The 15,364-nt window shown below is 39.3% G+C and carries 12 protein-coding genes, 1 rRNA gene and 1 pseudogene; 2 read left to right on the top strand and 12 right to left on the bottom strand.

Annotated features, from left to right (window positions below):
- Positions 1-297 precede the first annotated feature (297 nt).
- Positions 298-1,638, top strand: coding sequence for an MATE family efflux transporter (locus ACYSN2_RS04275; protein WP_461749020.1), 1,341 nt, complete (start codon positions 298-300; stop codon positions 1,636-1,638).
- 244 nt (positions 1,639-1,882) lie between these two features.
- Here ACYSN2_RS04275 and ACYSN2_RS04280 read toward each other — a convergent pair.
- The 5 genes and pseudogenes from ACYSN2_RS04280 to lptM all read right to left on the bottom strand — a co-directional run.
- Positions 1,883-2,401, bottom strand: a pseudogene (locus ACYSN2_RS04280) (RNA pyrophosphohydrolase); the annotation flags it as partial.
- Positions 2,402-2,522: 121 nt separating this feature from the next.
- Positions 2,523-3,797, bottom strand: a complete 1,275-nt coding sequence (locus tag ACYSN2_RS04285; protein WP_461749021.1) for an MFS transporter — start codon at positions 3,795-3,797, stop codon at positions 2,523-2,525.
- A gap of 14 nt (positions 3,798-3,811) precedes the next feature.
- Positions 3,812-4,885, bottom strand: a complete 1,074-nt coding sequence (gene queA / locus ACYSN2_RS04290; protein ID WP_461749034.1) for a tRNA preQ1(34) S-adenosylmethionine ribosyltransferase-isomerase QueA — start codon at positions 4,883-4,885, stop codon at positions 3,812-3,814.
- Between the two features lie 136 nt (positions 4,886-5,021).
- On the bottom strand, positions 5,022-6,239 hold the full coding sequence (gene lysA / locus ACYSN2_RS04295; protein WP_461749022.1) for a diaminopimelate decarboxylase: 1,218 nt from the start codon (positions 6,237-6,239) through the stop codon (positions 5,022-5,024).
- Positions 6,229-6,384 carry an LPS translocon maturation chaperone LptM gene (gene lptM / locus ACYSN2_RS04300; RefSeq protein ID WP_461749023.1) on the bottom strand — a complete coding sequence of 52 codons (156 nt, stop codon included), beginning with the start codon at positions 6,382-6,384 and terminating at the stop codon, positions 6,229-6,231. Before lptM ends, lysA begins: the two co-directional genes overlap by 11 nt.
- A gap of 547 nt (positions 6,385-6,931) precedes the next feature.
- On the opposite strand from lptM, the gene gyrA reads away from it, so the two are divergent.
- Positions 6,932-9,604 carry a DNA gyrase subunit A gene (gene gyrA, locus ACYSN2_RS04305; protein WP_461749024.1) on the top strand — a complete coding sequence of 891 codons (2,673 nt, stop codon included), beginning with the start codon at positions 6,932-6,934 and terminating at the stop codon, positions 9,602-9,604.
- 210 nt (positions 9,605-9,814) lie between these two features.
- Here the strand turns inward: gyrA and ACYSN2_RS04310 are convergent, their stop codons facing one another.
- From ACYSN2_RS04310 to rrf, 7 genes are all read right to left on the bottom strand, one after another.
- Positions 9,815-10,192 carry a DUF805 domain-containing protein gene (locus tag ACYSN2_RS04310; protein ID WP_461749025.1) on the bottom strand — a complete coding sequence of 126 codons (378 nt, stop codon included), beginning with the start codon at positions 10,190-10,192 and terminating at the stop codon, positions 9,815-9,817.
- A gap of 391 nt (positions 10,193-10,583) precedes the next feature.
- On the bottom strand, positions 10,584-10,952 hold the full coding sequence (locus ACYSN2_RS04315; RefSeq protein WP_461749026.1) for a DUF805 domain-containing protein: 369 nt from the start codon (positions 10,950-10,952) through the stop codon (positions 10,584-10,586).
- A gap of 149 nt (positions 10,953-11,101) precedes the next feature.
- Positions 11,102-11,443: a RidA family protein gene (locus ACYSN2_RS04320; protein WP_461749027.1), complete on the bottom strand. Its 342-nt coding sequence runs from the start codon at positions 11,441-11,443 to the stop codon at positions 11,102-11,104.
- A 135-nt stretch (positions 11,444-11,578) separates the two neighbouring features.
- The gene (ptuB, locus tag ACYSN2_RS04325) at positions 11,579-12,286 is read right to left on the bottom strand and encodes a retron Ec78 anti-phage system effector HNH endonuclease PtuB (protein ID WP_461749028.1); all 708 of its coding nucleotides are present in this window, start codon (positions 12,284-12,286) and stop codon (positions 11,579-11,581) included.
- A 9-nt stretch (positions 12,287-12,295) separates the two neighbouring features.
- Positions 12,296-13,981 (bottom strand): retron Ec78 anti-phage system effector ATPase PtuA, encoded by a 1,686-nt coding sequence (ptuA, locus tag ACYSN2_RS04330; RefSeq protein WP_461749029.1) that lies wholly within the window; start codon positions 13,979-13,981, stop codon positions 12,296-12,298.
- A 129-nt stretch (positions 13,982-14,110) separates the two neighbouring features.
- Positions 14,111-14,920 carry a phosphonoacetaldehyde hydrolase gene (phnX, locus tag ACYSN2_RS04335; protein WP_461749030.1) on the bottom strand — a complete coding sequence of 270 codons (810 nt, stop codon included), beginning with the start codon at positions 14,918-14,920 and terminating at the stop codon, positions 14,111-14,113.
- Between the two features lie 341 nt (positions 14,921-15,261).
- Positions 15,262-15,364, bottom strand: a 5S ribosomal RNA gene (gene rrf, locus ACYSN2_RS04340); the annotation flags it as partial.

The following is a 15,364-nucleotide window of genomic DNA, read 5'->3' on the forward strand; positions in this document are numbered from 1 at the left end:
CATTTATTAAATTCTTGTACAATTTCATCGCCTTGATAACATTATCTTAGTAACAAAATAGTACAATAATCCTTTAGTACGCTACAGTATGTGGGGATGAATTTTATTGATTCAAGGCAAAAGTTAAAATTTATCTCCGTGGTTTTCTTTGTGGATTCATGTTTACATCTGTGCCAAGAATCCCATGATGAATTTCATAATATTGCGAAAAAATTGCAAGAAACTGATCATTTCCAACGCTTTCAGATTGACGAATCTACCCATCTATTTCAACTTTAAGTAACTGACTTTTAAACTATGAATGTCTCTATCTTGTCCGCTTGGCGCAATCTCTCTCTTCAAAAGAAAGTTTGGGCATTAACGCTACCGATGATTCTTTCCAATATCTCCGTTCCCCTTGTCGGAACCGTAGATACGATCATTGTTGGCCATTTAAGCAATGCCGATGATATGGCGAGCGTGGGAATTGGAAGCAGTATTTATCTCTTTTTAGTCGCGATTCTCAACTTTCTGCGAATGGGAACCACAGGATTTACGGCGCAAGCTTACGGCAATCAAGATGGCATGAAAATTCGGCAAATCTTATTGCAAGGCTTACTTCTTGCGCTCGGTTTAGCGTTTGTTTTAGCGATCTTCGCCATTCCTATTTCTAACGTAGCCTTTATGGTGATGAAACCTTCTCCCGAGCTTCTCGCCGGCGCTTCTCAGTTTTTCTATTGGCGTTTACTCGGCATTCCGGCGGCATTAATGAACTTTGCGCTCATCGGTTGGTTTCTCGGCATGCAAACGGCACGCATTCCTTTCTATATGCTGATCGCAACAAATGTTGTCAATATCTGTTTAACGCTCCTATTTATTTTGCAATTAGAGATGGGAATGGTGGGCGTTGCCAAAGCGGCAGTGATCGCAGAATGGGTTGGTTTAATCATTGGATTATCCTTTTTGCCGAGCACTTTAAAGAAAAGTGCCGGCAATTGGCAATTTCATCCGCTGAAAAAATGGCGCAATTGGAAACCGCTACTATTTGTGAATCGGGATATTTTTATTCGAAGTTTAATCCTGCACTTTGTCTTCTTCCTCGTGACCATTCAAGGCACAAGATTGGGCGGAAATACCGTTGCTGCCAATATGATTATTCTCAATGGATTACTCATCATGGCGTATCTGTTAGATGGGTTTGCACATGCCATTGAAGCGCTAACCGGCAAAGCCATTGGCGAAAAACATAGCGAGAATCTCTTTTCCATTATGATCATTGCCGGCGGTTGGGCGCTATTCATTAGCCTCCTATTTATGATCGCTTTCTCTCTCTTTGGCCGAAATTTTATCGATCTTATTTCCGATATTCCCGAAGTGAGATCCACCGCTTATCCGCTGATTCCTTATCTCACTCTGCTACCGATTATTAGTGTTTGGAGCTATCTGCTTGATGGACTTTTCATCGGTGCCACAAAAGCCAAAGAGATGCGAAATGCAATGCTTCTCGCATTTTTATGTGCGCTTCCTATGGGCTTTTTACTTTTACCACTACAAAATAATGGCTTATGGATCACCTTCCTACTCTTCATGTTCCTTCGCGGCGTCATTATGAGCATTACGGCACTTCGTATTCAAAAGCACAATGGTTGGATTTCCTAAACTTCATGATCAAACCCAGTGTTCAGATCAATGATCATTAATCTGAATATCAATCTTGGAATATTAAAACATCGGAACATTAAAGATATTGGAACATTGGGAATGTTGGAACATGAAAAAAGCACGTCTAAAACGTGCTTTTTTTACTACTCATACTACTTTCTTCATTGACGATGAGTTTACGTCCTTTCTTCTCTTTCGTAGAACTACTACGCGTTTTCATTCTAAAGAGAGAATGTCGCCGTCTTGAGCGAAGCTCTTTTGGCTTTTTTGGCATCTGCTCTTCAAAGATTAAAGGAGCAAGTTCTGTCAGCGCTTTATCATATACTTTACGTTTAAAATGAATCACATCGCGCAGTGGTAACCAATAATCAACCCATTTATAGAGATCAAATTCAGGTTGGTTAACCGCATTCAGATTAAAATCATCTTCATCGCCTACAAATTCAAGCATGAACCAGACCTGTTTTTGGCCGATACATGTGCGCTCGCTTGTAGGATTTCGTCGAATCAAATTTTGTGGTAAACGATAACGTAACCAACGTTCTGTTCGACCTAAAATCTTAATATGTTCAGGGCGTAATCCAACTTCCTCATAAAGTTCTCTATACATCGCATCTTCTGGTGTTTCATCCGGATCGATTCCACCTTGTGGAAACTGCCAAGCATCTAATTGACCAATGCGATGACCCCAGAAAAGCTGCTGATTTTGATTACACAATATGATTCCAACGTTTGCTCGAAAGCCATCATTGTCTATCATTTTGTGCCTTTATCTAAAATTAAAAATCTGTCTCTATTGTTCCACAAGGAGAGTTTAAAACCAAATCTAATTTAAAATTTTTATAGATTAAAAATCAGAACTTCTGCAATCATTTCAAGAATCAGATATAGCTCGGTAAACGCTTACTTCCAAGATAGATACTTAAGAAAATGCCGAGTGCGCATAAGAATAAGATGTAGTAAGCGATAAACATCGGATGAAATTGCTCGGCGATGATCGGTACTAAAAAGGTTGTCAATCCCGCAAAAATGGCATTGCCGATATTGTAAGAAAACCCCATTCCTGTTAAACGAATATCTGCCGGGAAAAGGCGAATGATGATCATCGGCACACAAGCGACGATTCCTAAAAAGAAGGAAGCGATTGCATATAAAAGTCCGATTTTTGAGAGATTTTCGCTACCTAATGCACTAAAGAAGATGAAGCTTGTAATTGCTAATAATGCCGCAAAGCCAAAGAGGGTTTTCCGAAGCCCAAAGCGATCAACTAAAATGCCGGCGCATAAACTACCAATGATATTCATAAAAGTGGCTACAAGCGCTGCTCTATTGACAAATCCCGCATTCATGCCGAACATATCGGATTTCATTAAATTCGGCGCAAGTAAGACTAATACCACGCCAGTAATGAGAAGCCAGGTACTTAATGTTGCGATAAATGCTTGCGGACGGAAATCTTTTAAAATCGTGCGCATGGGCGTGCCGGCGTGAAGGGCTTTCTTCTTCTGCATCTCTAAAAATACCGGCGTTTCTTTTAAATATCGGCGTAGATAAACAGCTAATAATCCTAAAATACCGCCCAAAATAAACGGAATTCTCCAAGCATATGAGAGCGTTTCTTCAGCCGAAAAACTAATACTCATCATCGTTGACACAAAATGCCCGATTAAAACGCCGAAGGTCAATCCCGCAGCGATGGCGCTATTAGCGAACCCAAAGCGGTTTCTCGGCACATGTTCTGTCACAAATACATGAGCGCTCGGCACTTCCCCGCCTAATGCAACGCCTTGCAGAACGCGCATCAGTAGTAATAATGCCGGCGCTAAATATCCGATTGATTCAAATGTTGGTAATAATCCGATGCAAAGGGTTGGAATTGCCATCATGAAGAGCGAAAACATAAAGACTTTCTTTCGCCCAATTAAATCGCCGAAGTGAGAAAGAATAATTCCACTAATCGGCCGCACAAAGTAGGCAATCGCATATGTTAAGTAAGTCATAATCGTGGCGATAAGCTCTGATTCCGCTGGGAAAAAGAGCACTTTCAAAGTGGATGCAAACGTTAAAAAGACAATGAAGTCATAAAACTCCAGCGCCCCGCCTAAAGAGGAGAGAGAAAGAGTTTTTGCATCTTGCAGAGAGAGATTTTTTGCCACGATTAACTCCTCAATTATCCGTGATTACGATCGTGATGACAGTCATCTTGACGATTCTGATTACCATCTAATGCCGGCACCAATAACATACTATCGCCGTAACTAAAGAAGCGATATTTCTCATTCACGGCATGTTGATACACTTCTTCCATGCGTGCTTTGCCCATTAAAGTGGAAACGAGCACTAATAATGTGGATTTTGGCAAATGGAAATTCGTTAATAAACCATCAATCACGTTAAATTTAAAGCCCGGCTTAATAAAGATATTGGTATCGCCGGTAAATGATTTGAGTTCACCGGAAAGCCCCGCAGATTCAAGCGCTCTTACCGCAGTAGTTCCAATGGCAATCACTCGTCCACCATTTTGTTTCGTGGCATTAATCTCATCTACCGCCGATTGCGGCACTGAAATCCACTCTTTATGCATTTGATGTTCATTAAGATCTTCATGACGAATCGGCTGGAATGTTCCCGCTCCTACATGAAGCGTGATTTCCGTCACATCAATGCCTTTTGCTTTTACTTTCTCTAAAAATTCTTCCGTAAAGTGTAAGCCGGCAGTTGGCGCCGCAACCGCACCTTCTTCTTTATTGAAAACCGTTTGATAACGAGATTGATCGAGCTCTTCATCGCTTCGAGTAATGTACGGTGGAAGAGGTAAATGACCATGTGCTTCCAATACTTTTGCGATGGGAGAACCATCAATGGTGCGAAGCAAAAAGAACGCTTCATCACGTGAAACCATCTCTAACATCGGAACATCGTTAATATAGACTTGTTGCCCTTCTTTTAAGGCTTTGCTTGCTTTAATTTGCGCTAACACTTCTGTTTCGCTCACTAAACGCTCCACCATAATTTCCACTTTACCACCGGTTTCTTTGCTACCGAATAATCTTGCCGGCAATACGCGGGTATTATTGATGATGATACGATCGCCGACATTTAGATAATCGATTAAATCTTCAAACGTATGATCACTCAATGCGCCATCATGCGGCACTAATAACCTTGAAGTGCCACGCACTTTCGGCGGGAATTGCGCAATAAGTTCTTCGGGAAGATGATAATCGTAATCGGATAGTTTCAACATGTTTGTTTCCTAGCGTATTTTTGTGGCGAATGATTTCGCTCTATTTTTAAAGCAAAATCCCAAAGCACCAATCGCTTTGGGATCTTTCTGCAATTCTATTTCGTAATAATATTCCAAGCCTTACCAGAAAATATTATAGATATGCGGTTTCATTCGCATAGAGAGATTCTTCTGTTTCTCTTTCACGAATGAGTCTCGCTTTTCCGGCTTCCAACAATACTTCAGCCGCTCTGCCACGAGAGTTATAGTTTGAGGCCATCGTAAATCCATAAGCGCCGGCATGAGTAACTGCTAAGTAATCGCCGGAAGTGAGCGCCAGTTCACGATCTTTTCCTAAGAAATCGCCGGTTTCACAAATCGGACCCACGATATCGTAATTTTTCACTTCGCTTTCAGAATCATCATCAAGATTAATAATATTCATCCACGAACTATAAAGAGCCGGACGAATAAGATCATTCATCGCCGCATCCACAATCGCAAAGTTCTTGCCTTCATTCTCTTTCGTTAAGATCACTTGTGTGACCAAAACGCCGGCATCTCCTACAATAGAACGACCTGGTTCAATCAAGATTTTAAGCCCACGATCACCGATTTTTTCAATCGCTTGTGCAATCCAAACGGCAGGATCAATCAAGGTTTCATCTTCATAACGAATGCCTAAACCGCCGCCCATATCCAGATGCTTCAAGTGAATGCCGAGCTCAGATAATTCATCAATCAATGCCAACGTTAAATCTAATGCTTCGGCATAAGGTTCGATATTTGTAAGCTGTGAACCGATGTGAAAATCAATGCCGTGAATCTCTAATGCCGGCATTCTTGCCATTTCACGGTACATCGGAAGCGCATCATCCATGCCAATTCCAAACTTATTCTCTTTTAAACCTGTAGAGATATAAGGATGGGTTTTTGCATCCACATTCGGATTAATACGAAGAGAAACTGATGCTTTCACGCCGAGTTTTGTCGCAACACGATTGAGCATGTAAACTTCGGCAACAGATTCAATATTAAAGCAGCCAATGCCGGCTTTGAGTGCAAATTCAATATCTGCTTCACGCTTTCCAACGCCAGAATAGACGACTTTTTTCGGATCACCGCCGGCAGCAAGCACACGTTTGAGTTCACCACGAGAAACGATATCAAATCCTGATCCCGCTTCTGCTAACAGTTTTAAAATTGATAAATTACTGTTTGCTTTCACGGCATAACAGATCAAGTGTGGATAATCCCCAAAACCTTGATGATAAGCGTTGTAGTTGCTTAAGATTTGCTCTGCGGAATAGATATAGAGCGGCGTTGCGAACTGCTCTGCTACTTCTGTTAAAAGAACCTGATCAATTTTCATCTTTTTTATAACTTGTCATAAAGTGCCCATCGTTGTGCTCAGCTTCACTATTAGCAATGTAAAGCGCGCCCGTTTGTCCACAGCCCGCTATCAATACCATTACGGGAAGTAATACCAATATTTTTTTCAAGGTTTGAAAGATCATGATGTTCATTTTCCTGCAAGGATTGATCGACTGAGACGTTCCATTGTAGTACAACTTTCCCGATTTCTCACTATTTCCATCACATCAATCCTAACCGGCTATTTTTACAATCATTTTTTATAAGATTTCTGCTAAATCTTCTCTAAAAATGCCGATAAATTCTCTATTTTTTTAACAAAACCGCATCAAAACGCGCTAAAAATTCTTCATTTTCCACATTCAAAACAGATTTTCACGGTTCCTTTTCGGGTTCTATTTCCATATCCCTTTCGCAACTCCTTTCATAACTCTTTATATAGATTATTGCATCATCTAGTTTCGTCATGATTGAAGCTTTAAAATCCCTCCCAAAACCATACAAATCCCTGTTAAATTTCAGGCAAATATTTTCGGCATTCTTTCTAAACCCTTTTTTACAATGAAAAAGCGCCAGAGATAAGGTATTTCCTTTGATTTACTTCCTTAATCTGGGGATTAATTCGACAAATTATGTTATAATTCACAGCTGTTTATACTTATAATAATTGTCATCAAAAAGGTTGGTTCAATGAGTGATTTTGCCAAAGAGATTGTCCCGATTAGTTTAGAAGAGGAGATGCGAAGCTCCTATCTTGATTATGCAATGAGCGTCATCGTCGGACGTGCACTTCCAGATGTGCGAGATGGATTAAAACCCGTTCATCGCCGAATTCTTCACTCAATGAATCAAACGAACAATCATTGGAATAAGCCTTATAAGAAGTCTGCTCGTATCGTTGGGGATGTGATGGGGAAATATCACCCGCACGGTGACTCAGCAATTTACGATTCTGTTGTGCGAATGGCACAAGACTTCTCGCTTCGTTATATGCTTATTGATGGACAAGGAAACTTCGGCTCCATTGACGGCGACTCAGCTGCGGCAATGCGTTATACCGAAGTTCGTATGAGTAAAATCGCCGAAGCATTATTACAAGATATCGACAAAGAAACGGTTGATTTCACACCAAACTACGATGAATCAGAAACAGAACCTTCGGTACTTCCAACACGAATTCCGAATCTTTTAGTCAATGGTTCATCCGGAATTGCCGTAGGAATGGCAACGAACATTCCACCGCATAACCTTACGGAAACAATCGATGCATCATTAGCACTTCTTCATAATGGAGAATTGACGATTGATGAACTCATGGAATTTATTCCCGCTCCTGATTTCCCAACTGCCGGCATTATTAATGGTACGCGCGGTATTCGTGAAGCATATCACACAGGCCGTGGCCGCGTTGTAATGCGTGCGAGAGCGGAAATCGAGCACGATGAAAAACGTGGTCGTGATGTAATCGTGATTACGGAAATTCCTTATCAAGTCAACAAAGCTCGTTTGATCGAAAGAATCGTAGAACTCTATCGTGAAAAAGTGATTGAAGGCATTGCGCCAGATGGCTTACGTGATGAATCTGATAAAGATGGCATGCGAATTGTTATCGAGCTTCGCCGTGGTGAAATGGGCGAAGTGATCCTCAATCAGCTCTATAAACATACGGCATTACAATCGAGCTTTGGGATCAATATGGTTGCCATCGATCGTGGTCAGCCAAAACTCCTAAACCTCAAAGAAGTCCTCGAAGCATTCCTTCTTCACCGCCGTGAAGTTGTGACTCGCCGTACAATCTTTGATTTAAAACGCGCAAGAAGCCGTGCACATCTATTAGAAGGTTTAACGGTTGCACTTGCCAATATCGATGAGATGATTCAACTCATCAGAACATCCGCAACAGGTGCTGAAGCGAAAGAGCGCATGCTTGAACGCAATTGGGCGCCGGGCGAAGTTTCGGCAATGCTAGCAAGAGCAGCTGAACTCAAAACAACGCCGGACAACTTAGGCAATGTGGGCTTAATTGATGGCGAATACAAGCTTTCTGAAGAGCAAGCGCAAGCAATCCTTGATATGCGTTTACAACGCTTAACAGGCTTAGAGCAAGATAAGATTCTCGATGAATATAAAGGTTTGCTAGACACAATCCGTGAACTCATTGAGATTTTGACAAATCCAGATCGTTTACGTGAAGTGATCGAAGAAGAACTTGTGGCAATTCGTGCAGATTTTGGTGATGAACGCCGTACAGAAATCCGTGAAGCTGCTGAAGATATTAACCTTGAAGATTTAATCGCCGAAGAAGATGTGGTTGTGACGCTTTCTCGTCGTGGTTATATTAAATATCAAAAACTCGATGAATATCGTGCACAGCGCCGTGGTGGCCGAGGTAAATCTGCTGCTCGTGTTGTGGATGAAGATATCGTTGAACATCTCATGGTTGTGAGCACGCATGCGCAGCTTATGTGCTTCTCTTCTTACGGTCGAGTATATTGGTTACGTGCCTTTGAATTGCCGGAAGCGGGCCGCGGTGCAAGTGGTCGTCCGATTATCAATCTATTACCGCTTGAAGCTGATGAGCGCATTACGTCGATGCTTCCAGTCGATAGCTATGATGATCGTTATATCTTTATGGCAACTAAATACGGAGTTGTGAAGAAAACGATTCTCTCTAGTTTCCAGAGCCAACGTTCGAGCGGTTTAATTGCCGTAAATCTTGATGAAGGCGATGAACTCATTGGTACAGAAATCACCAATGGCGACAATGATATTATGCTCTTCACAAATACAGGACTTGTGAACCGCTTTAATGAAGATGGCGTTCGTGCAACCGGCCGTGGATCTCGTGGTGTGAAAGGGATTACTCTTGTTGAAGATCAACATGTTATCTCAATGATGCTTGCGGTAGATGATGGCGTTGTACTCATTGCCACCGAAAATGGTTACGGAAAACGTACGGCAATTGCTGATTTCGCAAAACGTAATCGTGGCGGAAAAGGCGTGATCGGTATTCAAACATCTGAACGTAATGGTCAAATCATCGGCGCTTCTATTGTGGAAGAGAATGATGAAGTGATGTTGATCTCTTGTAACGGTGTATTGGTGAGAACCGCTGTGAATGAAGTTTCTATCTTAGGTCGAAATACACAAGGCGTTCGTTTAATCCGTTTAGATGAAGGCGATACGTTAGTGGGAATGTCACGCATTGAAGAAGGCGATGCCGATTGTGATCCTAATTTAGAAGATTGCGATGCTGAAGAAATCATGGCTGAAGCTGTTACCGGATCAGAGGAAGCCCTCGAAACGGTTGTAGAAGTTACGGAAGAAGTAGAAATTATTCTAGAAGAGAATGATGAAGAATAAGAAACACTCGTGATTCAGAGATATCGAATTAAAATTCTATTATTAATTCGATAATCTTTTCTGTAAAACGTTTCAATACAATTTCTTAAATACAATGTATTAACAATAAAAAAGCAGATCTTATATCGATCTGCTTTTTCTTATCCGTAAAATATATCAGTCTATGAAATATCAGCAGATATATTTGCTGATATATTCTTTCAATAATACTTATTCTACATAAGGACCATATTGGTTATCTTGTGGTGTACTTGCTGTTGCAAACCATACGATTAAGATAATCCCACCGATTAATGGAATTAACGCAATCAACTGCCACCAACCTGACTTACCAATATCGTGTAATCTTCTCGCACCTAATGCTAAAAATGGGATAATCGTTCCTAAACCAAAAATTGTCGAGAATAAGTCAAATCCAATGATTTTTGAAACAAATATATCTACAACTCCGAGTACAATACCGATAATGAGATAGAAAAGGTAAAAATACCAATATCCTCTTCTTTGTGTACGTCCTTCAAAATTAGCATATGGTTTAAATGCCGCTAAAAACCAATCAAATGCACCAAGATCTTTATTCACTTCCATGTGTTTGTCCTTATATCGTGTCTATTAATTATCAATGAAAAGATATGTCAATTTTATTAAATTAACATTTGCGCATTATACGTATGAGATAAAAAATAATAAAGACAATATTTAGAATAATGATTTAACTTTTCAAGATATTGGAGAGCGCTCTATCATTTGGAATTATATTATAAAGTTGCGACTACTTTTATCCCCATTTTTTTAATCAAAATGCATTAATCCTGTTCAAATCATATATCAAATTGGCGCACGGCATTCTTGTACCCGAATGAATTCTTTGTATGATCTTTTTCTTGAAAAAACCATTAAATCCGCCGAATAAAAAAGCAGATCTGCGTAAGATCTGCTTTTACTCAATGAGTTAATTAATTCTATCAGCCAGTAGGGATTATTCTACATAAGGACCATATTGGTTATCTTGTGGCGTACTTACTGTTGCATACCATACAATTAAAACAATTGCTCCAAATGGTACGAATATCAGTAATAACCACCAACCTGATTTACCAATATCATGCAATCTTCTAATACTTACAGCGAGGAAAGGGATAATTGCCCCTAATAAAAATACAACCGTAAATATAGGAAATCCTAAAATCGGCGCAACAAAAATATCGATTACATTACAAACAACGCCAATAATGAGATAAAAAAGGTAAAAATACCAATATCCACGTCTTTGTGTGCGTCCGTTAAAGTTAGCATATGGCTTAAATGCCGCTAAAAACCAATCAAATGCGCCTAATTCTTTCTTCATTTTATATTTTTCCCTCATACAATTTCACATTAAAATACAATAGGTTATAAACACTATTAACCTTTTGAGGCGGTATTATACGGGAATTATAATGATTAAGTCTATAGATATAATATTATTTGAAATTAAATATAAAATACTAAATAAATTTACCTCCCAGCCACAACTTTTATCTCCACTTTCCAATCGGAACTCATTAAACCTGCTTGAACCGTACAACGAACGGGCGCATTTTCAGAATCTACCCACTCATCCCACGCTCGATTCATGCCTTCTAAATCTAAACTACTCACTAAGAAAATTGTTACATCTAAAATTTTAGATTTATCTGTACCTACGCTTTTGAGCATCTGGTCAATATCCGCTAGCGTGCTCTGCATCTGTAGATAAATATCGTTCTCAATATTAGTAGGAATGGCGGTGTAATAAACAGTATTTTGATAAATAACGGCATCAGACATTCTTGCGCCAGGATTAATTCTTTGAATCATATTTTTCCTTTATAACAACAAATTAATAACTAAGGGAGTATCTATTATTAGAATATCTACTGTTCAATCTCATCATAATTTAGGAATAGAACAGTGATCGCTGTGAAAATACCATCATGATTAAAAACTGAATGACTACACAACATAACGCTCTTCAGAACCATTCACAAGCCCAAGCAGATCTAGATAATAACGAATATAATGCTGTTTAATTGATTGATATGCCGTATCAATCTGTTCTGAAAGTAATACTCGAATCTCATATTCAAGTTCATCCAAAAGTTCCGGATCATCATCGCACATATCGCACCAGAGAATAAACTCCTCTTCTAGTTGCTTCAAGGGTTCTAAATGCCGTTCACGCAATCGTGCCAAACTATTTTTATTCAGATTAAACGCTTTTATCGTTTCCTTTGCTCGCCAATATTCTTCATCCGTTAATCCTGAACGTGCGGAAACTCGTCCATTTTTATAGTAACGAAAATATCGTTTTGGATCATCTTGATCGGGCTTAATTAATAATTCATGATCGACTTCATGAGGATTTCTCGCACTATCTTTGTAGATTCCGCAAGTATATTCATTGTTGCAAGAACCAAATAGATTCTTCCATTCAAATGTTAATCCTTCATATTTTGAACGAGGATAGAGATGCTCGATATGACTATCTTCTTTCGTAAAAGGGCTTTCACAATAAGCACAGAGCATAAATTGCATTTCATTAATTTTATCCCAGATCTCTCGGCGATCCGTTCCACGCAGGCGTTCCCAATTCGTTGCGCCATTCGCTTGAGCTCTTTGAATACATTTCGGCGCTTTCTTAGGTCTTGTTAATTTTCTCATTAACCGCTCCTATTCTTGATCTTTTCCGCGATCTTTTCTTCTCTGGCGTAATCGGCTTTTCATTCCTTGAAGTTTCTTCAAATGATAGATCTTCTCCATTTCAATACTATTACTGCCGAAATGTTTTTCTAATATTTGATATAACATCTGCCCTTCCTCGCTATCATCGAGCTCATTTTCAATCAGTTTTTCAAGCTCTTGATATTGTCTTTGCTCTAAAATATCCGGCACTTCGGCAATATTCAAAATTCTCAATAAGATATTATCCGCCGATAATCCTCTCGTTTGAAAACTCGGTTCATGCACTTTAATTTGATGGGTTTTAGGATCACTTTTCAAAAAACGAATCTGATTTTTATGAACCGTAGAAATCACTTGCGGGCTATGCGTTGTAATAATAAATTGCATATTTGGGAAAATTTTCAAAAGAGAATCAATAATCGTCTGTTGCCAATTAGGATGAAGATGTAGTTCAATCTCATCAATAATCACAACTCCAGGACTTGTTCTTGGATCCTCTAAATGGGGATTTAATATATCTAAGCGAGACAGCAGATCTATGACCATAAATAAAATGGAGCGCTGACCATGTGACAAATGCTGAATATCATGGTATTCCCCGTAGATATTGAGAACAACTCGATCTTTTCCTGTAGATCGATCCACAAAAATACCCGTTGCATTAGGAATCAAATCCCGCACTGTTTCATCTACAAGTTGTTTCAATTTTTGAGCTGTCGAAAAAGGCTTACTCTGCAACACAATAATTTGTTCTTCGGCATCTTTTAATTTCGTTCTTAAACCCTGAAGAGCATCTTCTAGAAGTGCTTGTTTTAATTCATCAGCACCGGCATATTCATGCAAAAATTCCGCTAATGTTTTTTCTAACAGCGCTTTAAATTGCTCTAAATCTCGAAGCTCTGTCCCATTTTCTTGCTTCGATAAATTCTCTAACGTAATAAACCATTCAATCATGTCAGAAATACGAACCTGATCGTCTAAGGCATCATCATAAGCTTTCATTCTATTGAGATAGATTTTGCGAGCGCCACGCACAAAATTAGAACGATTCACTCCGTAAAATATAAACAAAGGCAAAGTGACCGCGCATCCATTGACGGTAATACACTCTCGTATAATCTTCGCATACTCTTGAAGCTGTAATAAATTGGAAGGTTCCTCTATCCCCCGATCTTGAAAACTATGTGCTAATGAAAAATGAATAAAGTTGTGGGAGTCTAGTTTCAGATCAATCCCTACTTCTGCACGCTTGGTACCTGTTTTAATATCATCATCAGTTAAGGTAATCCCTTCATTTTTTTCCCGTTTAATTGCAACTAAAACCCAAGACAGAACTTTCGTCAGGCTTTCACAAACGGTCGTTTTCCCCGTGGAGTTTTCACCAATCAATACGGTTAAGCGATCATTAAAGTTTAATTCCAAGTCTTGTAATCGACGAACATTTTTTAAAGACAACTTTTCAACTTTAAAGTCTGCTCTATTTAAAATAGCTTCACAACGACCAAAGGCTTCTTTTGCTTTTTGTAAATTACGATCTTCAAATAAAGAATCACAGGGAGTAATATCTGTATTTTTTAAGTATTTCTCAGCCTCTCTAAAATTTTGAATTAAAGAATGATGTGCATCTTCGATCTCTTCATTCATAATCGCCTCTGAAGTTTTTTTATCAATCATCTTCTCCTCCAAAAATATTGATGAATGCTTCTCAAGATATCATGAATCAATACTCAATAAAAAAGCATAGAATATTAAGTCTATGCTTTTAGGATATCTATCAATAATGGGATATTTTATCGTAACGCTCTATGGGCGTTCGCCGGCATTTAATCGGCGTTCAATATCACTCAATACTTCCGGGAGATCAACCACCGTATCAATCACATAATGTGCGCCGGCATTAGAAAGCTTTTCAACAGCAACTTTTTTACGCTCATCAACTTCTGATTCCGACATATTTTTATACTCATCAAAAGTAGCGCCAAACTCATTTCCCGATACAGATATTCCCACAGTCCACATGCCAGCATTTAAACCTTCATGCATTCCCGCAACCGCATCGTCAACTTTCACGCAATTTGCCACATCCATCACGCCTAACTCAATCACATTTTTTAGCGCCATCCAAGGTCCTGGTCTTGAGCCGGCGGCAATTTCATCACTCGCAACAACACAATCCGGTTTATAACCATAACCTGCCGATGCCGGTACTAATGCCGCCATTACAGGCGTAGGGTAACCGGAACAAGATCCAATTTTGATACCCTGCTCTTTTAAGTTTGTTACAAGATCAACAACACCTTCCAAAGGTTCTGCAAAGTTTACAACTGCCTCAATCTGTAGTGGCATAAAAGTATCATAGATATCTTTGACTTCTTTCTCAGTTGGCTCAGTACCAAATTGTTCCACCCAACGAGCTTTGATAATCGGATCTTGTAGGAGAGTTCTAATATGATCGATCTTCCCGATTCCCATAGGACCGCGAGATTCAGCTAAGGAAATATCAAAATCATAAGCACTTTTAAAAGCATCTACAAAAATTTGGGTAGGTGCAAAAGAACCAAAATCTACTACTGTTCCCGCCCAATCAAAAATCACTGCTTCTACTTTTTTCATTCTTACTTCCTTATTACTATCTCATTAATGTCTATATTTAAGTGTGCCGTTTTCTAGAGAATAATTCGCTACTTTATAACGTATTATTCCTCTTAACGGATTTTTGTCTGCCATTAGAATAGACGTTAATTATTACAACGAAATGACAATAAAATATGAATTTTTCTAAAGTAAATTTTCGAATAGATTCTGAAATGAGATTGAGTACTTATGAATATTGTTTAATATTCCTTTTATCCTGTTTTGCTTTGATCTACTTTCTCTTTTTCCCATTTCCTCATTTTTCTCAAGACAAAGAAAAAGCCTCTAGTCCATTCGAACTAGAGGCTTCTCAAATTAAACCCTGGGGGTGACCTACTCTCACATGGGATCTCCCACACTACCATCGGCGCAGCTACGTTTCACTTCTGAGTTCGGGATGGGATCAGGTGGTACCATAGCGCT

Source organism: Ignatzschineria sp. LJL83 (genome assembly GCF_054871845.1).